This is a genomic window from Enterobacter sp. Ap-867 (assembly GCF_011752855.1).
GTDB lineage: Bacteria > Pseudomonadota > Gammaproteobacteria > Enterobacterales > Enterobacteriaceae > Cedecea.
This window is the reverse complement of the sequence record NZ_VWWS01000006.1, coordinates 143862-168652: the sequence shown is the minus strand read 5'-3', so window position 1 is coordinate 168652 and position 24791 is coordinate 143862. Positions and strand designations below refer to the sequence as shown.

Sequence of the window (24791 nt, the reverse complement as noted above, 5' to 3'; positions counted from 1 at the left end):
GTGACGCTCAAGATGAGTCTCGTTAACAATATACCAGGAAGGTCTTTATGCCGGCACTTCAGTTTCCCTGTACGATATTCAAAACCCAGAAAAAGATGGATGACTATACCGCCAGCGATATGCGCTGCGGCGACCTGTCCGAAATCGATCTGAAGGCCCGGTTTCATTTGGTGGATGTTTCCACCAGAGTGAACCCTTACACGTTGACGGCAATCAGCCCCTTCAGCCAGCCGAAGTCAATGTTCCACGGATCCCGAGGGGAAGGTGATAAACTGACCCAGAGGGAGTGCGCAAACATCCTTTTTGATGAGTTTCGGCACCTATCCCGTCCGTTTGCGTGCCACCCCCCTTACAACGTGCTGATTAAGCTGATGATTTCCCATATGCAGAAAAATAGCGACAAATCGTTCTGCCATCCATTACTGGATAGCGCGTTGGAGGCGCATATTTTAAGTGATAGTTCGTCTGAAAACAGTACAAGACTCCGTTTGCAGAAAGTTTTCGGGCGATATATTGACTGGGAAAACAAACGTTATCCATTAAAAGACATAAAAAAATTAGGGGAGGCAATTATGCGTGGAAAATTGCCAAAATTAGACCGCTTCCAGGACAACTTTAACGGCCTGGGCATCACCGTGCACGATACCTGGGCAACGCATATCACGATTAAGTCTCTGGTAGTTGGTAAAGAGCGCTATCGTGCCGTTGTGCATTATAAAGTCCAGGACCACTTTGGGCTGGATGATGAGGACATTTCAAAGGTGAAATTTAACCAGTTCCGTTTTTTCCGGATCTGGTTTGTCCTTCAGCGCTACAGCGAGTTTGCCTTTAAACCCTTTATGACCAATATGCAAGCTACCATTGAAATTACCGGGGGGCGCAATGACATTCAAAAATAAGAAAGCACGTTTTATGTTACTTGGGGTGGGCTGTGTGTTGGCGGGTTACCTGCTATGGCAGTCATTTCGTCCGGTGGAGATTGTCGCTGTTCATCAGAGAAATACCTATAGCAGTGTTCTGGTTAAAAACTTCCCTTTTACGAAAAAAGGAAAAATAAACTGGTGGCTGGAAAACAAGGATATGCTGAAAGCCAGATATGATATTCCAAGGCCTGCATCTTACGGTGGCTACACGATTATTTTTTGGCTTTTCGGTGAGGGCTATAAAGAAGAAGGGAAGTATGACCGACTCTGTTTCGATGATATGAAAACAAAAATCAACTGCATTGATAAAGATTCAGTTTTTAGAATCAGTAACAGTAAAAATAGAGGGCTTACGTTCACGTTTGATGATGGCATTTATAGGCTGGAAGGAAATGGAAGTATTAAAAAGATAGATTGAGATGTTTTGTTTTTTTGATGTTCAATGTGATCGCTACCATTGAAATTACCGGGGGGCGCAATGACATTCAAAAATAAGAAAGCAGTTTCCTTGCTAGTTTTTGTGAGTTGTGTGTTAGCGGGCTGTCTGCTATGGCAGTCACTTCGTTCGGTGGAGATTGTCGCTGTTCATTACGATGGTAACTATAGCGATGTTTTGGTTAAAAATTTCCCTTTGACGAGTAGAGGTAAAATAAACTGGTGGCTGGAAAATCAAGAGATGCTGAAAGCGAAGTATGATATTCCAGGGCCTGAATCATACAGTGGCTACACTATTACGATTTGGCTTTTCGGTGAGGGCTATAAAGAAGAGGGGAAGTATGACCGACTCTGTTTCGATGATATGAAAACAAAAGTTAACTGCATTGATAAGGATGTGGTTTTCATTGTTGACTAAAGTAAAAATACGGGGTTAGAGCTCACTGTTAATGGCAGTATCTATAGGCTGGAAGAAAATGGAAATCTTATAAAGATATATTGAGGGTATGTTTTTTATTGATGATTACCGTGGTGGGAGCATTAACAATACAGCACTTTCTCTGCTATTCAAGCATAAGAACATCTCTCAGCCCGGCTGGTGAAAATCACACAATCCGGGCTGAGTTTCCTCAACTTGATCTGCAAAACCCTTTAGAAGCGATACTGAATTCCGACGCCATAGGTGTAGCTGTCGTTACTCAGGCCCGCTGACCCGCTGCCCTGGGTCCAGGTTTCCCCAGTATTATTATTACGGGTTTTTGTTGATGCTTTTGCTTCGGAAAAACGCGTCCACGTTAATTCCGTGTACAGCCGGGTATTTGGCGTGACGTAATAACCGGCGGAGACGGTTGCAGCATAATAATTGGAATGACTACTTTTCTCGCTAAAGCTCAGCTGACGCATATAGTGCTCGTCATTATCCTGAGCATTAACCAGCGGGCTGAATTTAAATTGCCCTGCAATATCAAAGTCCTGATAGCGGTAGCTACTGGTCAGCCCAATATACGGCACGCTGAATTTCTGACTATACCCAATTCCCGGTTTCCCGGCGGCGAATTCACCGATAAGTGCACCGTTGAAATAATTGTATGAGCCGCCTCTCGCCGTCCAGCTATAGCGAGTTTCCTGGTAGCCGGTTACCACGCCGAGATTGTATGTCGGCTCCTTCAGCAGCCAGCCGGTAAGATTGAAATCGAACTGGTTGGCATAATTCAGGCTGGTATCCGAGTGGGTAGATTTGTCGCTCCAGTGGCTCTGGCCAGGCGTTTGCCAGTCATAGTCGGACATATGCGAGCCGCGAGAGGCGAAGGTTGTCCAGCCGTTAGCATTGAGGGTGATGTAGCGCTGTGCGTCCCAGCTAATACCGCCTTTAATAATAGGGGTATTTTTGATTTTCCATTTCAGTTCACTTAATTTACTGCCATCGCCTTGATTATAAACGAGCTCTTTAGATTCTCCGTTTAAAATGCTGGTGGAAATATTGGTGGTGAATGCATCGGGTGAAAAATTAAAGCTGGTTGAAGCTAGCAGCGCCGGGCTAAACAGCAATGCGGCGGCTACAGGCAGGTATTTTTGCTTGTGCATGATGTATCGTTCTGTTTTCTATCACATTGGTTTGGTGTTGCAAAAAATAAACCTGTACGGACAGGTTAAGGGCCGTAAAGGGTTATTGTTGCGCGATAAATTATGTTGTTGAAAATTATTATTAGTTTGTCTTGCCAGGCAAAACGGGAGCTATTTTATGGACCGTTGCTTGACAGGGGAAAGATTATTTTCTACTGGTGAATATTTGAGCGGTGAATCGTTTGATTTTAAAGAAAATTAAAATTGTAGCTTTTTGTTACAAGGATATATCATAACTATTCATATGTATTTATTGAGGAAATTTAGCTTAAGTCGCGTTTAGTGAATTTAAATATGTAAGCGAACTAATAATTATTTGGCGATGAAAGTTTTGCTGCTCGTAGCATATTCATTTCATTCTCTTTTTTACATAATGCGTGCCACCGCGCTGCTGAGCACTCGGCGTAATATCGAAAAGACGTAAAGCTGCTACCCTGCATGCCGACACTATACCCAGACACTTTGACCAGGAATGACTTATGGAGCCGTTACTGACCACCCCGCGCCTGACGCTGCGCAAGTTTACTCGTGCCGATTTGCCCGCTTTTATTGAATACCGTAACCAGCCGGAAGTTGCTCGCTACCAGAGCTGGGATGGCTATAGCGATGCCGATGCCGAGGCGTTTTATGCCCAGCAGGCGTCGCTGGGCTTTAATACCGATGAAAGCTGGTTTCAGATTGCGGTGGTGCGCAGCGAAGACCAGCGTTTATTGGGTGACGTTGCCGTTCACTTCTTCGATGAAGGCCAGCAGGCAGAGTTGGGCATGACCTTTGATGAGAGGCATCAGCGTCAGGGCTTTGCTTTTGAAGCTTTGCGCGGCGCGATTGATCTGTTGTTCACCACCTTCAACAAGCATCGCCTGGTGGCGACGGTTGATGCCAGGAATGACGCCGCCGCTGGCCTGCTGGAAAAGCTGGGTTTTCGTCGGGAAGCACACTTTCACAAGAATATTTTCTTTAAAGGTGAGTGGGGGGATGAATATGCCTATGCGCTATTGCGCAGCGAGTGGAAATAAACAATGGCCTGCTTAGCGGGCCATTGTTTATTTAGCCGTGGCCTATAGCGAATAATATCAGTGGGCCAGTGCAATATTCACTTAGCGTTATTTTATGATTTTGTGCGTTTTAATTTAGCGCCTAAGACGACGTTGAGCTTTTGTTTAACCTTTAATTTACATTCTTACTATACTCGTTCGAATCCCTTTCAGGTATGCATTCGCTGTCTTCCGGCGGCGTGCTTCTATTCGTCTTTCAAAAAATAAAATGTTCCGGAAATTCATCTGTTAAAGACATTATCCGGAGCAGTGGCAAGGACATCAATATGTCAGATTTAAACATCACTCTTGATACCGCAGCCCTGACGCATCCGCTTTCTCAATGGGGCAATACGGCTGCTGAGTCGGCTGTGAGCGAGCTGGAACAGGGCAAAGTTGTTTTTCTGCCGCAGCTGGCGTTTGCGCTGACCGAACAGGAAACCGCGCTGCTTAACCCAGCGGTCGTGGATCCGAAACGTAAAAACATCAGCTATCAGCCCCTGAAGGATAAATTGACCGGCGTGGCTGTAGCCGGGCAGGAGCCAGAAGTTCGCGCCCTGCTAAAACGGCATTACGAATCTTGCCTGCAGCTGATTGCCACTCTTCTGCCGGAATACCAGCAGGTGCTACATTCGCCGACCAACAGCCTGCGCCTGCACCCCGTTAAGCAGTGGACGCAGAACACTTCCTGGCGTAAGGACGACAGCCGCCTGCACGTGGACGCGTTCCCGTCCCGGCCCAACTATGGCGAGCGTATTTTGCGTATTTTCACCAACATTAATCCGGCCGGTGAAAGCCGCAGCTGGCGCGTGGGTGAAGCCTTCCCGACGCTGGCCGAACGCTTCCTGCCGCGCCTGAAAAGCTATTCCCCGGTAAGCAGCTGGCTGCAGAACGCCGTCGGCATTACCAAAAGCCGCCGCAGCCATTACGACCACCTGATGCTGCAGATGCACGACGCGATGAAGGCCGATGCGGATTATCAAAAGCGGGGGCCTCAGGTGGCCATCGATTTCCCTCCGGGCAGCAGCTGGATCTGTTTCTCTGACCAGACGCCGCATGCCGCGATGGGCGGGCAGTTTATGCTGGAGCAGACGTTCCTGTTGCCGGTGGACGCCATGCAAAACCCGCAGCATTCCCCGCTGAAGGTGCTGGAAGGACTGCTGCGTAAGCCGCTGATTTAGCCATAATGAGCGCGTGTAAAAAGCCGCTGGTGCGGCTTTTTTATTGGTAATCCGTAGAGGCAAGACTGCGCTATTTATTTTCTGAAGTAAGTAATGATTTTTTGTAGAAATGAAGGTGAAATTTCTTTTTTTGCCCACGATGGATTAAGTAAATCATTGGGCGATAAGTATAAGTTGCCGTCATCGTCCAGGACTTTTGCATTGAGCGCGGCGGCGATATCCAGCATTTTGCAATACAACGTCTGAGCAGGCGATTTTGCAGAAATATTTCCTGCATGCCAGTCCAGCCAGTTAATTTCATCCCCTCGCCAGATGACATGATAGGGTCCATTTATGGGAGAGAAACTGAGCTCAGGATCGTTATTTACATACTGAATCCATTCTTCTGCAAGAATAGGATTGCTCTCCCCATCCCATGCATGTTCCGTCCTGGTGATATGCATTTCCCAGCCCATAATATATCTCCGCTTTGTACATTATTTTTGATATCAGTTTATGCAGAGATAAATATCATGGCTGGGTGTTTTTCCACAGATATAAAAAAAGGCCAGAGCGATCTCTGACCTTTTAGGCGTTTCCCTGGGGGAATTAACGCATGGTGACAAACTCTTCCGCTGCGGTCGGGTGGATCGCCACGGTGTTGTCGAAGTCTTTCTTGGTTGCGCCCATTTTCAGCGCTACGGCGAAGCCCTGCAGGATTTCATCCATGCCGAAGCCGATGCCGTGGATCCCGACGATTTTCTCGTCCGGGCCAGCACAGACCAGCTTCATGCGGCACGGCTGGCGGTGAGAGGTCACGGCGGTGTACATAGCGGTGAAGGCGGATTTGTAGACCTTCACGTTATCGTCGCCGTACTGCTCACGCGCCTGCGGTTCGGTCAGGCCCACGGTGCCGATTGGTGGGTGGCTGAACACCACGGTCGGCACGTTGCTGTAGTCCAGATGCTCGTCCGGCTTGTTGTTAAACAGGCGCTCGGACAGGCGACGACCGGCGGCAACCGCCACCGGGGTCAGCTCAACCGCACCGGTGTTATCGCCCACGGCATAAATCCCCGGCACGTTGGTGTTCTGGAACTTATCTACCTTGATGTAGCCTTTGGCGTCCAGCTCAACGCCGGTTACCTGCAGGTTGAAGTTGTCGTTAGCCGGTTCGCGGCCGATCGCCCAAATCAGGGTGTCGACGGTTTCCGACCGGCCATCTTCCAGCTCAAGCGTCAGGCTGCCGTCTGCATTTTTCACAACCGCTTTCGGAATCGCGTTGGTGTGCAGGGTTGGGCCTTCTGCTTCGATGACTTCCAGCAGCGTTTCAACGATCAGCGGGTCGAAGGTGCGCAGCGGCGCATGTTTGCGCACGAACAGGTGCGTTTCAGAACCCAGAGCGTTAATCACGCCCGCGATTTCCACCGCGATGTAGCCCGCACCCACAACCGCCACGCGTTTTGGCAGGCCCGGCAGCTCGAAGAAGCCGTCGGAGTCGATGCCGTACTCAGCGCCAGGGATGTTCGGGTGGCTTGGGCGGCCGCCGGTAGCGATCAGAATATGGTCTGCGGTGATGGTTTCGCCGTTAACTTCCACGGTGTGGGCATCAACGAACTTCGCAAAGCCGCGGATCACGTCCACTTTATTCTTGCCCAGTACGTTGTCGTAAGAGGTATGAATACGGTCGATATAGGCGGTGCGGCTGGCGATCAGCTTGTCCCAGTCGAAGTGGTTCAGCGTGGTGTCAAAGCCGTAGTCCGGGCCGTAGTTGTGGATCGCTTCGGCGATCTGCGCCGCATGCCACATCACTTTTTTAGGCACGCAGCCGACGTTCACACAGGTGCCACCCAGATCCTTCGCCTCAATCAGTGCGCATTTCTGCCCATACATTGCCGCACGGTTAATCGAGGCGATACCGCCGCTGCCGCCGCCAATGGCGAGGTAGTCATAATGTTTGGTCATGATGTTTCCCTTTTGAGTCGAAAATTAGGCGCGATTGTAGCGCGCCGGGATAAAGGTTCTACCGATTACTGTGATAGCCACGCCATACTTCAAGCTGCAGCGGCATTGGCTAGCTTTCTTATTCAGGCACAATCCAGCTCAGCGTGGTGGAGCCGGTACCCGTTGGCACCAGCTTTTTGTGCAGCCACGGCAGCACGTTCGCCATTTGCTGTTCCAGCTTCCACGGTGGGTTAATCACAATCATGCCGGAAGCCGTCATGCCGCGCTGGTCGCTGTCCGGGCGAACCGCCAGCTCGATCTGCAGGATGCGGCGGATGCCGGTCTCTTCCAGGTCGCGGATCATGCGTTTGATTTGCTGACGCAGCACCACCGGGTACCACAGCGCGTAGGTGCCTGTGGCAAAACGCTTATAACCTTCGGCAATCCCTTTCACCACGTCCTGGTAGTCGGTTTTGATCTCATACGGTGGGTCGATGAGGATCAGACCGCGACGGGAAACCGGCGGCAACTTGGCTTTCAGCTGCTGGTAGCCGTCGGCGCGCTCGACGCGGGCCCGGTCGTCTTTCTGGAACTCAGAGCGCAGCAGCGGGAAGTCGGACGGATGCAGCTCGGTCAGCTGCAGGCTGTCCTGCTCGCGCAGCAGGTGGCGGGCAATCAGCGGAGAGCCAGGGTAATAACGCAGGTTGCCGCTGCGGTTCAGATGCTTCACCGCGCCAATATAGGCTTCCAGTTCGGCAGGCAAATCGTCCTGCTGCCAGATGCGGGAGATACCTTCCAGATATTCGCCGGTGCGCTCCGCATGTTCGCTGCTCAGCTGGTAACGCCCGGCGCCTGCGTGAGTGTCGAGATAGAGAAACGGTTTCTCCTTCTCTTTAAGCGATTCAATAATCAGGCTTTGAACGGTGTGTTTTAGTACGTCGGCATGGTTACCGGCGTGAAAGCTGTGGCGATAGCTGAGCATGAGGGATGGTGTTCCGCAAATAAGAAAACAAATTTCCCACAGTTTACCGCAGATTGCGGCGGATTACCGCCCGGGCGCGGCGCTGTTTCAGTTGGGGAGAAAGCGTTTCAAAACATAACGGTGTCATAAAAATGTCAAATCACCAGGATAGCGTCGCTGCCAGGCAAGGTAATCGTTTGAATAAAAGGAAAAATAATGAAACTTCGTATTTCTGTGCTGGCCGCCGCGTTAGCCGTCTCTCTGCCCGCGCTGGCGAAAGATGTGTCTCTTCCTCAGGCCGCGGCGATAGCCAATAGTGTGACCCCGGCCAACAGCAGCCAGGCGTTTGATGAGATTGAAATGCAGTCTCTGGCGGCGTTGCGCGCTGCCCTGAAAGGCGATGCGGATAAACTGACCCGCGACCAGCTGGATAAAGCGAAGCAAAGCAAAAAGCTGGCGGATGCCGCCTGGCTGAAGGCGAGCGGCTATGACTTCCAGACGAAAGCTAACCAGAAGGCGGGTATTGAGCTGCTTTCTGCCTTCAGCAAGTTGCCGGACTCGGTGATTAAGCAAAACCTTGAAACCGTCACCAACATCAACCTGAACGCCGTGCAGACTTCGCGCCATCAGGCGCTGGCGGATGCCGAGGGCATCAACCACCTTTACTTCCTGAGCGATGCCATGGGGCCGCGCCTGGGGAAAGCCTTCCTGGCCGCCTACGATAAAGGCGAGCTGAGCAAAGCCGCGGCGCTGATTAAAGCCTCCGAAGTCAGCACCAGCGCAGCGAAGAAGCACTTCAATAACCCGCGTCCGTTCCTGATCCAGGGCAACACCATTCACCTCGTGCCGGACGATGTGGTGATTAAAGACAACAAACCGTACACCGCAGACGGCGGCTCCTTCCCAAGCGGCCACACCAACACCGGCTACACCGATGCGCTGCTGATGGCCGAAATGGTGCCGGAGCGCTTTGAAGCCCTGGTTGAGCGCGGTGCGCGCTACGGTTACTCGCGCATTGTGCTGGGCGTGCATTACCCGCTGGACGTGATGGGCTCCCGCATGGTGGCGCAGCGCAACGTCGCCAACTATCTGAACGACCCGAAATACCGTGCGTTGTTTAACGAAGCTCGCGATCAGCTGCGTACCGCGCTGGAAAAAGAGTGCGGCACCACTTTGGCTGAATGTGCGAAATCTTCCGCAAAAGACGATCCGTACCGCGCCCCGGCGATGAAAGAACTTTACCGCTTCACCATGACTTACGACCTGTCGCAGCAGAAGGGTGAGAAGCAAGTCCTGAAAGTACCGCAAGGGGCGGAAGTTTTGCTGGAAGCCGCGCTGCCTAAGCTTTCCGCCTCCCAGCGCCGCGACCTGATGGTGAAAACTGCGCTGCCTGCGGGCTATCCGCTGTCCGGCACGACGGCAGACCAGCAGTTCTGGCAGCGCCTGAACCTGCCAGCGGCCTACGCCATGGCCACGAAATCCCACTGATTTATCCCCTGGGGCAGCGCCTGCTGCCCCATTTCCCGGCGACCACAGCGCAACGCCCGGGATTGAAATTCGCTACACTTAACCCCATGCTAGACTCCATGCACAAAGCGCCGCTTGAGCGCTTCTCTCTCCCTTTTAATCAGGAACGCGCTTATGACCAATCCTTTACTGACCTCTTTTGAGCTGCCGCCGTTTTCCGCCATCAAACCTGAGCATGTTGTTCCGGCCGTGACTAAAGCGTTGGACGACTGCCGTGCGGCGGTGGAAAGCGTGGTTGCGCAGGGCGCGCCTTATAGTTGGCACAACCTGGTTCAGCCGCTGGCAGAAGTGGACGATCGCCTCGGCCGCCTGTTCTCCCCGGTCAGCCATCTGAACTCGGTACAGAACAGCCCGGAGCTGCGCGAAGCCTATGAGCAGACGCTGCCGCTGCTGTCCGAATACAGCACCTGGGTTGGCCAGCACGAAGGCCTGTATAATGCCTACCGCGACCTGCGTGACGGGGCGAACTACGCCAGCCTGAGCGTCGCCGAGAAGAAAGCGGTGGATAACGCGCTGCGCGACTTCGAGCTGTCCGGGATTGGTCTGCCAAAAGACAAACAGCAGCGCTACGGGGAGATCTCCGCTCGCCTGTCCGAGCTGGGGTCCACCTACAGCAATAATGTGCTCGATGCCACCATGGGCTGGAGCAAACTGATCGCCGACGAAGCCGAGCTTGCCGGAATGCCGGAAAGCGCCTTAGCCGCAGCGCGCGCTCAGGCGGAAGCCAAAGAGCAAGACGGCTGGCTGCTGACCCTGGATATCCCAAGCTACCTGCCGGTGCTGACCTACTGCGACAACCGTGCGCTGCGCGAAGAGATGTACCGCGCCTATTCCACGCGCGCTTCTGACCAGGGCCCGAATGCCGGGAAGTGGGATAACACCCCGGTGATGGAAGAGATTCTGGCGCTGCGCCACGAGCTGGCTCAGCTGCTGGGCTTTGGCAACTACGCGGAAAAATCCCTGGCCACCAAAATGGCGGAAAACCCGCAGCAGGTACTGGAGTTCCTGTCAGACCTGGCCAAACGCGCCCGTCCGCAGGGTGAAGCCGAGCTGGCTCAGCTGCGCGCCTATGCGAAAGAGCATTACGGCGTGGAAGAGCTGGAGCCGTGGGACATCACCTGGTACAGCGAAAAACAGAAACAGCATCTCTACAGCATCAGCGACGAACAGCTGCGCCCGTACTTCCCGGAAGAGCGTGCGGTGAATGGCCTGTTCGAAGTCGTGAAGCGCATCTACGGTATCACCGCCAAAGAGCGGAAAGATATCGACGTCTGGCACCCGGACGTGCGCTTCTTCGAGCTGTATGACGACCAGGGCGAGCTGCGCGGCAGCTTCTATCTCGACCTCTACGCTCGCGAGCACAAACGCGGTGGGGCGTGGATGGATGACTGCGTGGGCAAAATGCGCCGCGCCGATGGCTCACTGCAAAAACCGGTGGCCTATCTGACCTGTAACTTCAACCGCCCGGTGAACGGCAAACCTGCGCTGTTTACCCACGATGAAGTGATCACCCTGTTCCATGAATTCGGTCACGGCCTGCACCACATGCTGACCAAAATCGAAACCGCGGGCGTGTCCGGTATCAACGGCGTGCCGTGGGATGCGGTCGAGCTGCCGAGCCAGTTTATGGAAAACTGGTGCTGGGAGCCGGAAGCGCTGGCGTTTATCTCCGGCCATTATGAAACCGGTGAATCTCTGCCTGTTGAGCTGCTGGAAAAAATGCTGGCGGCGAAAAACTACCAGGCAGCGCTGTTTATTCTGCGTCAGCTGGAGTTCGGCCTGTTCGACTTCCGCCTGCATGCGGAATTCAACCCGGAGCAGGGGGCGAAAGTGCTGCAGACGCTGGCCGAAATTAAGAAACAGGTTGCCGTGGTGCCGGGGCCGAGCTGGGGCCGCTTCCCGCACGCCTTCAGCCATATATTTGCCGGTGGTTACGCGGCGGGTTACTACAGCTACCTGTGGGCCGACGTGCTGGCGGCGGACGCGTTCTCTCGCTTTGAAGAAGAGGGTATTTTCAACCGCGAAACCGGCCAGTCGTTCCTCGATAACATCCTGACCCGTGGCGGTTCGGAAGAGCCGATGGAGCTGTTCAAACGCTTCCGCGGGCGTGAGCCGCAGCTGGATGCGATGCTGGATCACTACGGTATTCAGGGTTAAGCCACCACGTGAAAATCTGTTTACTGACTGAAGCAGGCGCCGACTCCGGCGCCTTATCTGTTTTGAGCGAGCGCTGGCAGCTCGAGCATGATGAAGAGGCGCTGATGGCGCTGGTGCTGACGCCTGAAAGGCTGGAGTTACGCAAACGCGACGAGCCAAAGCTAGGCGGCATTTTTGTTGATTTTGCCTCCGGCGCGATGGCGCACCGCCGTAAGTTTGGCGGCGGGCGTGGCGAAGCGGTGGCAAAAGCCGTGGGCGTGAAGGGCAGCTATCTGCCAGACGTGGTTGACGCGACGGCGGGGTTAGGGCGAGATGCCTTTGTGCTGGCGTCCGTCGGTTGCCGCGTGCGGATGCTGGAGCGCAATCCGGTGGTAGCCGCGTTGCTGGATGACGGCCTGCGCCGTGGCTACGAAGATCCTGAAATCGGTGGTTGGCTGCAGGAGCGATTGCAGCTGATTCATGCCTCAAGCCTGACGGCGCTCAGCGATATCACGCCGAGGCCGGATGTGGTGTATCTCGACCCGATGTTCCCCCACAAGCAGAAAAGCGCGCTGGTGAAGAAAGAGATGCGCGTTTTCCAGTCTTTGGTGGGGCCGGATGAAGATGCAGACGGGCTGCTTGCCCCAGCCAGAGCGCTCGCGAAGAAAAGGGTCGTTGTGAAGCGTCCGGACTACGCGCCGCCGCTGGCCGACGTCGCCACGCAGAATGCTGTGGTGACCAAAGGGCACCGGTTTGATATTTATGCCGGGACGCCGGAGTAATTACTAAAACGCTGGAAAGTGCCTCGCAGAAGAGATTGCTTCCCCTCGCAACTTTACGGCTGCATCGGCATGTTGTATGCCATGCAGCCGATCCGACGTTATGCCCGCCAGCTCGGGCACCAGATGACTCCCGAAGAGAACTTGCTGTGGTATCAACTCCGCAGCAGGCGTTTTGCTACGTTTAAGTTTCGCCGCCAGCATCCGGTTGGGCTTTATATCGTCCACTTTGCCTGCTGCGCTGCTCGCCTGGTGATCGAGCTGGACGGTGGGCAGCATGAGATGCAAAAGGGCTATGATGAACGAAGAACGACGTATTTGAATGAGCAAGGGTGGCGGGTGAGGCGGTTCTGGAATAACGAACTGCGGGAGAATCTGGAGGGAGTGTTGACGGTGATTCTGCAGGATTTGAGTGAGCTGTGACCCTCACCCCGGCCCTCTCCCTGGAAGGGAGAGGGGGGAAAATCAAAGGATTTGGCTCTATCGAGTCCCCTCTCCCCTTTGGGGAGAGGGTTAGGGTGAGGGGCAATACCGTTACTCGTCTTCTTCATCACGCAGTGGAACAATCAGCATATCCACATGCACGGTATTGATCAGCTGGCGTGCAGAGGACATCAGCTTGCTCCAGAAATCCTGGTGGTGACCACAAACCACTAAATCCATATCGTATTTTTTAATGGCATCGACCAGCACCTGGCCCAGATCGCCGCTGCCGCTCAGGGTTTCGGTAATCGGGTAACCTGCCCCGGTAGACAGCTCGGTGAGCGCGTGGTGAGTCTCTTCGGAAATGCGTTTCTGCATATCGCCCAGATTGACATCAATCAGCCCGGTATACAGATCGGAGTAATTCACATCGACATGAATCAGGGAAACTTTCGCGTTGTAAGGCCGAGCCATGGAGACGGCTTTTTCTACCAGGACTTTACTCTCAGGGGAGAGGTCAACCGCGATCAGAATGTGTTTGTAAGCCATAATGTTACTCCTTCCATAAGTTATCGATGACTCTCGCCGTCATCTTTTAAACCGTAGCGGCATGAGCTACGGTCACCCGATCTAAAGACTTCAATTGTAGATGGTATTTCGCTTTTATCGAACCTTCTTCAGCCCGACAATGCGCCATCCCTCAATCACATTCAAGCGAAAAATGAATGCGGCCACTTTGATAAAGATTAACGCGGTGGTAAAAAAATTAAGGGATCTCCTACACTATTAAATGAGCCGGGCGGGAAGAGATCTGTGACCTGTATCGGTTATTCGTTGCAGGATTGTCTGACAGGGTTTTCGGGGAGAGCGGTCGTCCCGAAGCAAAGGCTTCGAGGGCTTCGCCGGGAGGGGTACATGATCAGCACCGTCGCGCTGTTCTGGGCGCTTTGTGTAGTTTGTGTGGTGAATATGGCGCGCTATTACTCTTCACTGCGCGCGTTACTGGTGGTGCTGCGCGGGTGCGATCCGCTGCTGTATCAATACGTTGATGGCGGCGGTTTTTTCACCTCACATGGTCAACCCAGCAAGCAGGTCAGGCTGGTGCGCTATATCTACGGCCAGCGCTATGTCGATCATCATGATGAAGAGTTTATTCGCCGCTGTGAGCGCCTGCGCCGCCAGTTTATTCTGACGAGTTCGCTGTGTGGTCTGGTGGTGATTAGCCTGATTGGATTAATTATCTGGCACTAGTTGTAGGGCAGCGTTATGGACAAGCATAAAAAAAGCGGGCCAGTTTCCTGACCCGCTTTTTCTTTGGCTACGGCTTACACGAAGCGCAGCGCAATCCAGTACAGCCCGCCGGAGAGCAGAATCGAAGCCGGTAAGGTGAATATCCAGGCCATCAGGATATTGGTTACCGTCTTACGCTGCAGGCCGCCGCCGTCCACGATCATGGTCCCTGCCACGGAGGAAGAGAGCACGTGGGTAGTGGAAACCGGCATCCCGGTGTAGCTTGCCAGACCGATAGAAACGGCTGCCGTCATCTGCGCGGACATCCCTTGCGCATAGGTCATGCCTTTCTTACCGATCTTCTCGCCGATGGTGGTCGCCACGCGACGCCAGCCGATCATTGTACCCAGACCAAGAGCCAGAGCCACCGCCAGAATAATCCAGACCGGCGCGTACTCGATGGTGCTAAGCATGTCGCCTTTCAGTTTCTTCAGCAGGCGCTGGTCGTCGGCGCTCACTTCCGGCAGCTTCGCCACTTTATCGGTGGTGTCGGAGATGCACAGCATAATGCGACGCAGCTGGCTACGCTGCTCAATGCTGAGCTTGTCGTAGCTTTCGATATCCGTCAGCATCAGCTTCGCGCGATCCAGCGCGTTAATCGCGTTGGCCGGGTGGCAGTGGAACTGAGCCGGTTCAGTTGCGCCCGCTTCCGGAGAAGGGATCAGCTGTTCCGAGCCGGTGGCTTTCTTCAGCAGGTCAGGGCGTTGCTGGAAGAAAGTTTCGACGTTGTTCACCGCATCGCGAGTACGGGTGATTTCGTAGCCGGAAGCATTCATGTTAACCACGAAGCCCGCCGGTGCGACGCCAATCAGTACCAGCATAATCAGACCGATGCCTTTCTGGCCGTCGTTAGCGCCGTGAGAGAAACTCACGCCGATAGCGGACAGGATCAGCGCGATACGCGTCCAGAAAGGCGGCTTTTTCTTGCCGTCTTGCTTTTCACGTTCCGCAGGCGTCAGGTGAATACGCTGCTTTTTCTTGGTGTTGCTCCAGTAACGGCGCAGCAGGAAAATCAACCCACCGGCAATCACCAGCCCGACAATCGGGGACAGAATTAAGGAAGCGAAGATCCCAATGACTTTCGGGATATTCAGCGCGTCGACAACCGAGGTGCCGGTCAGCAGCGCGTTGGTCAAACCGATACCGATGATGGCACCGATAAGCGTATGGGAGCTGGAGGCCGGCAGACCAAAATACCAGGTGCCGAGGTTCCAGATAATAGCGGCCAGTAACATAGAGAACACCATGGCGAGACCATGAGAAGACCCTACGTTTAACAGCAGATCTGTAGGCAGCATATGCACAATGGCATAGGCCACGCTCAGCCCACCGAGCAGAACGCCGAAGAAGTTAAACAACGCAGCCATTGCCACCGCAAGTTGCGATCGCATAGCGCGGGTATAAATTACCGTTGCTACTGCGTTGGCCGTATCGTGGAAACCATTAATGGCTTCGTAGAACAGCACAAATGCCAGAGCAAGCAAAAGTAAAAGCCCGGTGTGAAGATCCAGGCCGGCAAACAAATGTAGCATAGACGTTACGCCATTTTGAGGACATGAACGCGGCGCATTATGTAAGACAACCTCCACCGCGGCAAAGTGAAATCTGGACTTTTTTTGATTTTAGTCGCCATCTGGCGCACAGGTGGAATGATTTACATTTTGTTTATCAATCACCTGCATTTGTTATTAACCTTAAAGCTGGTGCGACCAGCCTCAGGTCTTTACAATCCGTTGCCTTAAGCATAGTCGGGAGTCGGTCGTGGAAAAGTTTGATGCCATTATTATAGGTGCGGGTGCAGCTGGAATGTTTTGTGCGGCGGTTGCCGGGCAGGCGGGCAGCCGCGTATTGCTGATTGATAATGGGAAAAAACCGGGCCGTAAAATCCTGATGTCCGGCGGCGGACGCTGCAACTTTACCAACCTTTATGTCGAGCCTGCGGCGTATCTGAGCCAAAACCCGCATTTTTGCAAATCTGCGCTGGCCCGCTACACCCAATGGGACTTTATCGACATGGTGGGCAAGCACGGCATCGCCTGGCACGAGAAAACCCTCGGGCAGCTGTTCTGCGACGATTCTGCCCAGCAGGTAGTCGATATGCTGGTGGCCGAATGCGAGAAAGGCAAAGTAACAATGCGCCTGCGCAGCGAAGTGCTGAGTATTGAACGCGACGAGCAGGGGTACACCCTGCAGCTAAACGGCGGCAGCGTGCAGGGCGCGAAACTGGTTATCGCCAGCGGCGGTCTGTCGATGCCGGGGCTGGGGGCGACGCCGTTCGGCTATAAAGTCGCCGAACAGTTTGGCCTGAAGGTGCTGCCGACCCGCGCGGGCCTGGTGCCGTTCACGCTGCATAAACCTTTGCTCGAACAGTTGCAGGTGCTGTCCGGTGTCTCGGTGCCGTCCGTCATCACCGCAGAAAACGGCGTCAGCTTCCGTGAAAGCCTGTTGTTTACCCATCGCGGCCTGTCCGGCCCTGCCGTTCTGCAGCTTTCCAGCTACTGGCAGCCGGGCGAATTCGTCAGCGTGAATCTGCTGCAGGACACCGATGTGGACGGTTTTATTCACGAGCAGCGCAACGCGCACCCAAACCAGAGCCTGAAAAACACGCTGGCGATGGTGCTGCCGAAACGCCTGGTTGAGTGCCTGCAGCAGCTGCAGCAGATCCCGGACGTCACGCTGAAGCAGCTCAACAGCCGCCAGCAAAGCGAGCTGATTGACACCCTGCAAGCCTGGCGCGTTCAGCCCAACGGCACCGAAGGCTATCGCACGGCGGAAGTGACCCTCGGCGGCGTGGATACCAACGAACTTTCCTCCCGCACCATGGAAGCGAAAAAATCCCCGGGCCTCTATTTTATCGGCGAAGTGATGGACGTCAGCGGCTGGCTGGGCGGCTATAACTTCCAGTGGGCCTGGAGCTCCGCCTGGGCGTGCGCGCAGGCGCTGGTTGAGGGCTAGCCCGCGCTTTTCAGCTGCGATGATAGATTGTGATATGTTATGCACTATTGCAGCTATTTGAGGGCTAAACGTGACAGATTATGACGCATTGCCTGAACAGCGCCAGGCGATGATCCACCAGATCCTGACCGAAACGGGCAGGGTGATCGGGGCTGATGTGGCGCGGAAGCTGGGCGTGTCCGAGCACACCATCCGCCGGGATCTGCAGGAGCTGGCGCGTCGCGGCCTGTGCAAAAAGGTTTATGGCGGGGCCATCAGTCAGTTCCAGCAGTCTGCCAGCTTCGAAACCCGCGTGTCCCAGGATGTGGGTGAGAAATCCCAGGTGGCACGGAAGTGCGCCGGGATGATCCAAGCTAACACCTGCGTGTTTCTCGACGCCGGTTCAACCTATCTGGCGATGGTGGAGTTTATCCCCGAAGAGCTGGATCTCACCATTGTCACCAATTCCCCGCAGATTGCAGCGGCGCTGAGCGGGCGCACGCGGGGCGAACTGATTTTGTTGGGCGGCAAAGTTAACCCGCTGACCGGCAGCACGCTGGGTTCCGACACGGTCAATCAGCTGCGCGGCATGGTTTTCGACCAGACCTTTATCGGCGTGTGCGGGCTGGATCCGCAGGCCGGCCTGAGCGCGGTTTATTACGAAGACGCCTGTTTTAAGCGGGAAGTGCTGAGCCAGAGTAATGAGGTGATCGCCGCCGTGACGGCCAACAAGATGTCCCAGGTGGCTCGCTATAAAGTGGCACCCTGCGAAGACATTGATATTGCGGTGGTGAGCGCCGAAACCAAAATTGCCGGTTTCGGCGGCGTTAACCTGCGGATTGAAATCGCGGGCTAGCGGAACGGGCGGCTAAGAACCCGCCCTTCTTCAGACTTTGCTTTGCAACACCAGCAGGCTTTTTATCGTGTGCTGGACCGCGCTTTCATCATTGCTGCCGGTAATAAACCGGGCTGCGGCCTTGGTCTCTTCAAACGCATTACGCATCGCGAAGCTGTATTCCGCCTGAGCCAGCAGTTCCAGGTCATTATACCCGTCGCCAAAGGCGAGAGTCTCCGCCGGGCTGACGTTCAGTAACTGCTGGAGCCTTTGCACCGTTGTCCCTTTATGGACGCCATAATCCGCAATATCTATCCACGCCGCTTCGGACACCACGATGTAGACATCCTGTTCAAACGGCCTGAGTACCGGGCGAGTCTGCGGGCAGTTTCCGGCTTCGTCATAGACGCTTATCTTCACGAAATCACAATTGAGTTCGGCAAAAGAGTCCACCAGCGCCAGGCTGGCGTAGGACTGGCGCATTTTGTCCTGCAGCCGCTGCGGCACGTCTTTGCGAATAAACGCGCTTTCGCTGCCGCAGGCAACAATCACGTGGCTGTCACTGGCTGCTTCCAGCGTGTCGATAATGCGTAATCCCAGCGCATTGTTGATAAGCGATTCGTAGACATATTCGCCGTTCCTTTTAATGCGCGTGGCGCTGTCGCCGATGATCCATAAATCCTCGCGGTAATCGGCGAACAGCTCTTCTACCCGCTGGCACTGCTTGCCGGTACAGGCGGCGAAATGGACGCCTTGCTCGGCCATTAAGCGGTGGGTCTGGGCAAATAATTTACGGTCATAGTCGCCGTGGCTATTGAGAAAAGTGCCGTCCAGGTCGGTAATAATTAGCTTTATCATGTTGTTATCCCATCGGTAAGTGTTCTGTAGGCGTTTATATTTTTAGTTTTGAAACGAAGGGCAGGTTGCGGTACTTGTTTTGCCACGGCATGCCGTAGCCAATGAGCAAATCGTCATTGTCCATGATCCAGGCATAACATTGCTCGGCGGGGATCTCTACGCGGCCAGGCTTCACAAATAAGGTGGCGATGGAGAGCGATTTCGGAGCGTAATGTTCGATTAAATGCTCGACCAGACGCTTCATGGTCCCACCGGACTCAATGGCGTCATCCACCAGGATAACGTCCTTCCCCCTGATGCCAATATTGTCGTGGTAAACGATGGTAGAGCTGTTGTTTCTGTCGCCAGGCGTGTGCGGGCAGGAAATATAGTCCATTGAAATATCGAAGGTGAGCTGCCTGACCAGATCGGCGGTAAACAGAATCCCACCGGGCACGACCGTGATCACTACCGCTTCGTGATAGCGACTGTTCAGCAGCCGGGCGACTTTGGTGACGCCTTCGGCAATCGTCGACTCATTCATCACGATCTGTCCTACATGATTGTTTCTCACTGCTGCATCCTCGCTAAAGTGTCATTGCTCGTTGTTGCTCGATTAAAATAAGATCGAATGCTCGATTGTGCAATATTAGCGTGATGACAGCGTATTTTTTGTGATCTAAAACGATCGTGCAGGCAGGGTATGCTCAATGCTGCATTACCGAGCATTGAGCAAAGGGATCTACTGGCGGAGATCGAAACGGATTGGCAGCGTGAGGGTTATTTGCGGCTGGCCTGGCGCGATATCGTCCGTGGGGGCGGGCAGTGGAACCGCGCGCGTCGGCAGGGCAAGGGCTTCGCGATCCAGCGTTGGCGTACCGCTGCTTTTTGCCAGCGCCACGCTAAGGACCTGGCCCTCCCGGTTCAGCGTCAGGCTCAGATAAACCACGCCCTGGGCCTGCTGACGTAAAGCCTGAGCCGGGTAACGTTTGAAGCGGTCGAGCCGCTGGCGCAGTAGCCCGACCCAGTTCACTTCGCCTGGGCTGGGGGCGCTCACTGCGCTGCTTCCTGCCCTGCCGGCGCTTTGCTGCGGGTGGCTGGCGGGTGCATGCGTTTCAGGTGCAGGTGTAGGGGCCGGCGGCACTTCCGTATCGTGCGGCTTAACCGGCTGAGGTTTGGCGATGACTTTATGGTGCATTTTTTTAGCCACAACGAGCTCCGGGTTCGGGGCCTCCACGCTCTTCACCGCTTCTTTTGACTCGGCCTTTTCCTGAGGTGCGGCCGACTGGATCTGTTTGATCTTATCGGGCTGCTTGGCTGGCGTGGCGACAGAGGCCGGATCGTCTGTCGGGAGGATCATCAGCGCAATAGGCGGTGGCGCGGTGGCCGGTTGTTCCTGAGTGGGCCGGTTGGTTAGCCAGAGAAAAACGCCCGCGTGCAGCAAGAGCGCCAGCACCAGCCCGATGCTGCGGCGTGTGGGAGGCAGGCCGTCGGACCAGGCAGGAAAGGGCTGTCTTATCGGCAGGGTAGAAGGCATGACAAAATACTCCGCAGCCGGGCTAAAGGCTGTTGTTTCAGTGGGGATAAGAGAGAGGACACGCGAAACGCCCAAACGGGCAGGCTGACATGAATAACGAGACAACTGACATGGATTACTCCGTATCGAAGCATTATTCACTGCGTGAAAGGCTGACCCAGTAACGAGATAGCGTATTTATTCTGACGGGCAGGGCGCGGGGGAGCACAGCCAGAATCTGGTCAGTATCCGCCAGCGGGAAAACGCCGGACAGCCGCAGGGCCGCAATATCCTCGTCGCAGCGCAGGACGCCGGGGCGGTAGCGGTTAACTTCCCGCAGGAAATCGCTCAGCGGCATATTGTCGGCCAGCAGTTTGCCGTGCACCCAGCCAGGCTCTTTTTCACCGCCGTGCAGGCCCCCGGATTCAGCCCCGCTGAGCCATGCGCCCTGGCCTGCCGCGAGCTGTAGCCCGGCGAGGCCAGAGCTGCGCGGATAAAGCCGGACTGCGCCGTGGTAAACCGCCACGCGGGTAAGCCCCGGTTCCAGCTTTACCCGGAATTGGGTGCCCAGCGCGAGCACTTTGCCCTGTGGCGTCGTCACGCTAAAGGGCCGGGGCCATGCCGCCCGCTTTTCCTTCTGCCCGGTCGTAATCAGCAGGTCGCCGCCGAGCAGCTCAATCTGGCGCTGTTGCCCGGTAAAATCCACGTTTAGCGCGGTTTGGGTGTCCAGTAATAGGCGGCTGCCTTCGCTGAGTTCAACCTGCCGCTGCTCCCCCGTCCCGGTGCGATAATCGGCAATGAACGCTTCCCAGCCGTGCTGCTGTCGCCCCCATTCCAGCGAACCACCGAGTAGCAGCAGAGCGCCTAATCCTTTTAGCGCCCGACGCCTGCCGCTGTTTTTTAACGAAGAGAGGCTCTGCCGCGCCAGTTTGCCGTCAACCTGCCGGAAGCTGGCGCAAACCGCCTCGACGTGCCGCCAGGCTCGCTGATTCTCGGCGCTGGACGCCAGCCATTTTTGCCAGTCGGCTTTATCCTGCTCGCTAACGTCGTCCGACATCATCAGCGTCAGCCATGAGGCGGCGGCCCAGGCGCTGTCCCGGTCGATGGCTTGCCCGTTTTGGTCAATAAAAGGATGGGAGGTCATGAGCTGAGCGCGAAGAAACAGTGCAGGTTGGCGCGCTGGAGATACTGCTTCACGGAGCTGCTGGAAACGCGCAGACGCTCGGCGATATCGCAATAGCGCATTCCCTGCAGGTGGGCCAGCAAAAAGGCCTCCCGCACCTGCGGCGGCAGGCCGTCCAGCGCCGCATCAATCTGTTCCAGCACTTCCAGAATCAGCAGTCGGGTTTCAGGGGAAGGGTGTTCCATTTCCGGCTGAGTCGCCAGCGCCTCCAGCCAGGCCTCTTCGATTTTCTTGCGGCGATAATGGTTGGCAATCAGCCGTCTGGCGACCGTGGCAAGAAAAGGACGTGGCTGGCGAATGGAGGCCAGATCGGGGCTGACCAGAATATTAATAAAGGTGTCCTGAGTCAGATCCTGCGCCTGTTCCGGGCAGCCGACTTTGTTGCGAAGCCAGTGGTAAAGCCAGCGCTGATGATCGCAGTAAAGCTGCTGCGCAACCTGTTGGGAACGGGACATGATGTGACTCACCATTGATCGGTATCAGGGCGTGATAAATATTTAAATGATAATCATTATTATTTTCATTTCTCTATTTTTATGTCAAGAGATTGCGAAGTATTAATGTATTTTTGCGGGCGACGAGAACGCAGCGCCAGCACTGGCGCTGCGGGTAACACACTAGAATTTCTGCGAAATGGTCAGCTTAACGTTGCGACCGATACCGGACACGGATTCACCCAAGTACGGGTAGTAGTCGGTGTTAAACAGGTTGTCGACGGCAATGCGGGCTTCCATGCCTTTCACCTGCTCCGGCTGCCAGGACGCAAACAGGCCCTGCAGCGCGTAGCCGCTGGTTTTTGGCAGCGCCCAGATGCCCGCTAACGGGTCGCCATCCTGCGGGGAGCGATCCTGTTTACGCACCATGTCCATGGTCCAGCCAAAGGTCATGTTCCACTCCGGGGCTTTTACGCCCAGCGTGGTGTGGGCGGTGACCGGCGGAATTTCTGCGATCCAGGTTTGGTTGCCCCACGGGTCGCGCGGAGAAGCGTCACGCTGCCCACGAATGGTGGAGAAGGAGAAGCTGCCAAAGATGCGGCGGCTGTCGTAAAATGATTCAATCTCCAGGCCCTGGATGGTGTAGCCCGGCAGGTTACGATAGTTCGACAGCGGAGAACCGCAGTTCGCGCCACTTTTCACCGACTGCGCCTCACACAGCACGCCGCGACGGTAGAAGATTTCATCTTTGCCGCGGTTGCGGAATAGCGTGGTACGAATCTGTACGCTGTCGTCGTCCGCCAGCAAATTATTGAAGTTCAGGATCATCCCGCCGCGAACGCTGTTAATGGTTTCCACTTTCAGGTCGCGGCTGGTGCCGGACACGTTAGACAGCGCGTACTGCACGGTGTACTGCTCATCAATGGTCGGCGCTCGCCACGTGCGGGTCACATCGGCAAACAGCGACACATTCGGCGTGGCTTTCCAGACCAGCCCAAGCGCAGGCGTAAAGCCGTGATAACTTTTGCTGCTGTAGTCGTGGCCGACTTTAGGATTACTGCTGTTGTACATTGAGGCGATGTTTGGCTCACCGGTATTGGTGACGCTGTCGTAGCGCACGCCCGGCGTTACGGTGACGCTGCCGAGCGTCATGCTGTCCTGCAGATACAGGCCGCGCGTTTGCTGTTCCCCGGCGGGCATGTAGTACGGCTGGAAGTAGCCGTAGTTGTAGGCGGCATTTTTCTTGTAGCCTGGGTAGTACATCAGCGCATCGCGTTGGTTTTTATGCCAGCTTGCGCCGATTTCCAGCAGGTGATCCACCGGCCCGGTGCTGAAGCGGCTCTTGTTGCTGATCTCCACCAGGTTGTCTTTGTAATCCACCCAGCTCTCATTGCCGAGCGAGCCCAGGAAGCTGGACGCTCCGGCGGAGTCGGGGCGGGTATCATGCTGTTTGGTTTTGGAGTAAGCGTAGTTCAGCGTCAGATCCAGCCAGGGCTTGTCCGCCGGGGCCAGGTTCCACTTCACGGAGTAGTTTTCGTCGGTCTGGTTGCGGTACACCAGCTTCCTGCGCCAGGCCTCGTCTAACCCGTATTTGTCGACATCCGCCTGACTCGGGGCGGCAATTTCGTCCCGCTTGGCGGCGAAGGGCTGCCAGCCGGTGGATTCGGAATGCATGGCCGAAAGCGTCAGCGTCTGCGCGTCGGTCAGGTAGAGATTGGTTTTGGCAAGCCAGGTCCCCTGGCGGTTAGCGGAATAGTCGAAATGCGTGCCGTCCGGGCGGGTAATATTGCCGCCATCGCGTTTGCTGGCGTAGAGCATCCCGTCGGCAAAGCCTTCTGACGTTCTGCCATACAGTGCGCCGCTGTAGATATTCTGGTTGTCGTTGGTGTGGAAACCGTACTTCAGCATGCCGCCAAAGTTTTCGCCGGGCTGTAAGAGGTCGGCCGCGTCTTTGGTGACGATTTTGATGCTGCCGCCAAAGCCGCCGTTGCCGTTGGCGAGGTTAAACGGACCCTTATCGACGTCGATTTGTTTGATTAGCTCTGGTTCGATAAACACCGACCCCTGGCGGTACTTCTCAAACCCTTTGGGCGCGCCGTCCAGCGTCACTTTGATGTCCTCCATGCCGCCCATGCCCCAGATATTCAGGCTTTGCCCGCCCGGGCGCGGTGAACCTGCGGAAGAGACACCCGGCAGCTTATCCAGCAGGGCGGCGACGTTATCAGCCTGAATGCGCTCGATATTCTCTTTTTTCAGCGTTGAGCGCCCGGCCACGACGCTGTCATCCAGGCCGCTGAGCACGGAAAGCTCTGGCACGATAATCGGCGCGTTCTCGCCAGAGGCTGCCGGAAGAGAAACAAGCCGATAGCTATTGCCGTCGCGCACGGCTTTCAGGCCGCTGCCCGTCAGCAGATGATCAAACGCGCTTTGTACGGAATAAGTCCCTTTGAGGCCTGAAGTCGTTTTGTTTGACGTCTGATCCGGGGTGAAGACCAGCAGCACGTTGGCGTCATTCGCCAGCGTTTGCAGGGCGCCGCTCAAAGGCCCGGCAGGCACGGAAAATGCCTGGCTGGCGGCTGAGGAGGCTTCTGCCGCCCAGGATAATGTCGGTAAACCAGTTGCCAGCGCCAGCAGGCCGGATAAGGCGATGCCGGACGCAAGCGGGGCGCGAGGGAGCTGTGCAGGTTGGCTCGCGTCGGAAATGGCCGTAGCCTTTCCGTTATTTTTTATCGTCATGATGTATCCCTGAAGGTGAGTCACAAGAAGTACTGCTTCAGAGAGGTCACGCGAGACTGAAAATCAGGCAGAAAATTTTTAAAT

Annotated in this window: 23 protein-coding genes and 1 pseudogene; 12 read left to right on the top strand and 12 right to left on the bottom strand. The window is 55.1% G+C overall.

Annotated elements, in window-relative coordinates; all coding sequences use genetic code 11:
* The first annotated feature begins 47 nt into the window (after positions 1–47).
* The 3 genes and pseudogenes from F3J26_RS15700 to F3J26_RS15690 all read left to right on the top strand — a co-directional run bounded on the left by F3J26_RS15700 (position 48) and on the right by F3J26_RS15690 (position 1860).
* Positions 48–899, top strand: coding sequence for a YPO3983 family protein (locus tag F3J26_RS15700; RefSeq protein WP_166994752.1), 852 nt, complete (start codon positions 48–50; stop codon positions 897–899).
* Positions 883–1341: a DUF943 family protein gene (locus tag F3J26_RS15695; protein WP_166994750.1), complete on the top strand. Its 459-nt coding sequence runs from the start codon at positions 883–885 to the stop codon at positions 1339–1341. Before F3J26_RS15700 ends, F3J26_RS15695 begins: the two co-directional genes overlap by 17 nt.
* Before the next feature lie 60 nt (positions 1342–1401).
* Positions 1402–1860 (top strand): annotated as a pseudogene (locus F3J26_RS15690) (DUF943 family protein).
* 149 nt (positions 1861–2009) lie between these two features.
* On the opposite strand, the gene F3J26_RS15685 reads toward F3J26_RS15690, so the two are convergent.
* Positions 2010–2942, bottom strand: coding sequence for an omptin family outer membrane protease (locus tag F3J26_RS15685; RefSeq protein ID WP_166994748.1), 933 nt, complete (start codon positions 2940–2942; stop codon positions 2010–2012).
* A 518-nt stretch (positions 2943–3460) separates the two neighbouring features.
* On the opposite strand from F3J26_RS15685, the gene F3J26_RS15680 reads away from it, so the two are divergent.
* Positions 3461–3997: a GNAT family N-acetyltransferase gene (locus F3J26_RS15680; RefSeq protein ID WP_166994746.1), complete on the top strand. Its 537-nt coding sequence runs from the start codon at positions 3461–3463 to the stop codon at positions 3995–3997.
* Between the two features lie 305 nt (positions 3998–4302).
* Positions 4303–5196: a Kdo hydroxylase KdoO gene (gene kdoO, locus F3J26_RS15675; RefSeq protein WP_166994743.1), complete on the top strand. Its 894-nt coding sequence runs from the start codon at positions 4303–4305 to the stop codon at positions 5194–5196.
* Positions 5197–5270: 74 nt separating this feature from the next.
* Here the strand turns inward: kdoO and F3J26_RS15670 are convergent, their stop codons facing one another.
* The 3 genes from F3J26_RS15670 to F3J26_RS15660 form a co-directional block, all read right to left on the bottom strand.
* Positions 5271–5651, bottom strand: coding sequence for a hypothetical protein (locus F3J26_RS15670; protein ID WP_166994741.1), 381 nt, complete (start codon positions 5649–5651; stop codon positions 5271–5273).
* Positions 5652–5784: 133 nt separating this feature from the next.
* The gene (gene gorA / locus F3J26_RS15665; RefSeq protein WP_166994739.1) at positions 5785–7137 is read right to left on the bottom strand and encodes a glutathione-disulfide reductase; all 1353 of its coding nucleotides are present in this window, start codon (positions 7135–7137) and stop codon (positions 5785–5787) included.
* A gap of 118 nt (positions 7138–7255) precedes the next feature.
* The gene (locus tag F3J26_RS15660; RefSeq protein ID WP_008458656.1) at positions 7256–8098 is read right to left on the bottom strand and encodes a 23S rRNA (adenine(2030)-N(6))-methyltransferase RlmJ; all 843 of its coding nucleotides are present in this window, start codon (positions 8096–8098) and stop codon (positions 7256–7258) included.
* Between the two features lie 195 nt (positions 8099–8293).
* On the opposite strand from F3J26_RS15660, the gene F3J26_RS15655 reads away from it, so the two are divergent.
* From F3J26_RS15655 to F3J26_RS15640, 4 genes are all read left to right on the top strand, one after another.
* The gene (locus F3J26_RS15655; protein WP_166994737.1) at positions 8294–9565 is read left to right on the top strand and encodes an acid phosphatase; all 1272 of its coding nucleotides are present in this window, start codon (positions 8294–8296) and stop codon (positions 9563–9565) included.
* A 153-nt stretch (positions 9566–9718) separates the two neighbouring features.
* Positions 9719–11761, top strand: a complete 2043-nt coding sequence (prlC, locus tag F3J26_RS15650) for an oligopeptidase A (protein ID WP_166994735.1) — start codon at positions 9719–9721, stop codon at positions 11759–11761.
* An 8-nt stretch (positions 11762–11769) separates the two neighbouring features.
* Positions 11770–12522 (top strand): 16S rRNA (guanine(1516)-N(2))-methyltransferase RsmJ, encoded by a 753-nt coding sequence (rsmJ, locus tag F3J26_RS15645; RefSeq protein ID WP_085540213.1) that lies wholly within the window; start codon positions 11770–11772, stop codon positions 12520–12522.
* A gap of 81 nt (positions 12523–12603) precedes the next feature.
* Complete coding sequence (locus F3J26_RS15640; protein WP_166994733.1) at positions 12604–12942, top strand: endonuclease domain-containing protein; 339 nt, start codon at positions 12604–12606, stop codon at positions 12940–12942.
* A 111-nt stretch (positions 12943–13053) separates the two neighbouring features.
* On the opposite strand, the gene uspA is transcribed toward F3J26_RS15640, so the two are convergent.
* Positions 13054–13491 (bottom strand): universal stress protein UspA, encoded by a 438-nt coding sequence (uspA, locus tag F3J26_RS15635; RefSeq protein WP_008458645.1) that lies wholly within the window; start codon positions 13489–13491, stop codon positions 13054–13056.
* 366 nt (positions 13492–13857) lie between these two features.
* On the opposite strand from uspA, the gene uspB reads away from it, so the two are divergent.
* Positions 13858–14193, top strand: coding sequence for a universal stress protein UspB (uspB, locus tag F3J26_RS15630; RefSeq protein ID WP_008458643.1), 336 nt, complete (start codon positions 13858–13860; stop codon positions 14191–14193).
* A 74-nt stretch (positions 14194–14267) separates the two neighbouring features.
* Here uspB and pitA read toward each other — a convergent pair whose 3' ends face one another.
* Positions 14268–15764: an inorganic phosphate transporter PitA gene (gene pitA / locus F3J26_RS15625; protein WP_008458642.1), complete on the bottom strand. Its 1497-nt coding sequence runs from the start codon at positions 15762–15764 to the stop codon at positions 14268–14270.
* A gap of 229 nt (positions 15765–15993) precedes the next feature.
* Between pitA and F3J26_RS15620 the strand changes: the two genes are divergently transcribed.
* Both F3J26_RS15620 and F3J26_RS15615 read left to right on the top strand, forming a co-directional pair.
* Positions 15994–17187: a BaiN/RdsA family NAD(P)/FAD-dependent oxidoreductase gene (locus F3J26_RS15620; protein WP_166994731.1), complete on the top strand. Its 1194-nt coding sequence runs from the start codon at positions 15994–15996 to the stop codon at positions 17185–17187.
* A gap of 70 nt (positions 17188–17257) precedes the next feature.
* Positions 17258–18022 (top strand): DeoR/GlpR family DNA-binding transcription regulator, encoded by a 765-nt coding sequence (locus tag F3J26_RS15615; protein WP_166994729.1) that lies wholly within the window; start codon positions 17258–17260, stop codon positions 18020–18022.
* 30 nt (positions 18023–18052) lie between these two features.
* Here F3J26_RS15615 and F3J26_RS15610 read toward each other — a convergent pair whose 3' ends face one another.
* The 6 genes from F3J26_RS15610 to F3J26_RS15585 all read right to left on the bottom strand — a co-directional run bounded on the left by F3J26_RS15610 (position 18053) and on the right by F3J26_RS15585 (position 24707).
* Entirely contained in the window at positions 18053–18859 is an 807-nt protein-coding gene (locus F3J26_RS15610) for an HAD-IIB family hydrolase (protein WP_166994727.1), read from the bottom strand.
* A gap of 34 nt (positions 18860–18893) precedes the next feature.
* Entirely contained in the window at positions 18894–19412 is a 519-nt protein-coding gene (locus F3J26_RS15605; protein ID WP_336706547.1) for a phosphoribosyltransferase, read from the bottom strand.
* A gap of 168 nt (positions 19413–19580) precedes the next feature.
* Positions 19581–20375, bottom strand: coding sequence for an energy transducer TonB (locus F3J26_RS15600; protein ID WP_166994725.1), 795 nt, complete (start codon positions 20373–20375; stop codon positions 19581–19583).
* A 133-nt stretch (positions 20376–20508) separates the two neighbouring features.
* Entirely contained in the window at positions 20509–21498 is a 990-nt protein-coding gene (locus tag F3J26_RS15595) for a FecR domain-containing protein (RefSeq protein ID WP_166994723.1), read from the bottom strand.
* Positions 21495–21992 carry a sigma-70 family RNA polymerase sigma factor gene (locus tag F3J26_RS15590; protein WP_166878574.1) on the bottom strand — a complete coding sequence of 166 codons (498 nt, stop codon included), beginning with the start codon at positions 21990–21992 and terminating at the stop codon, positions 21495–21497. Before F3J26_RS15590 ends, F3J26_RS15595 begins: the two co-directional genes overlap by 4 nt.
* A gap of 162 nt (positions 21993–22154) precedes the next feature.
* Entirely contained in the window at positions 22155–24707 is a 2553-nt protein-coding gene (locus tag F3J26_RS15585; protein ID WP_008458628.1) for a TonB-dependent receptor, read from the bottom strand.
* Between the last annotated feature and the right edge of the window lie 84 nt (positions 24708–24791).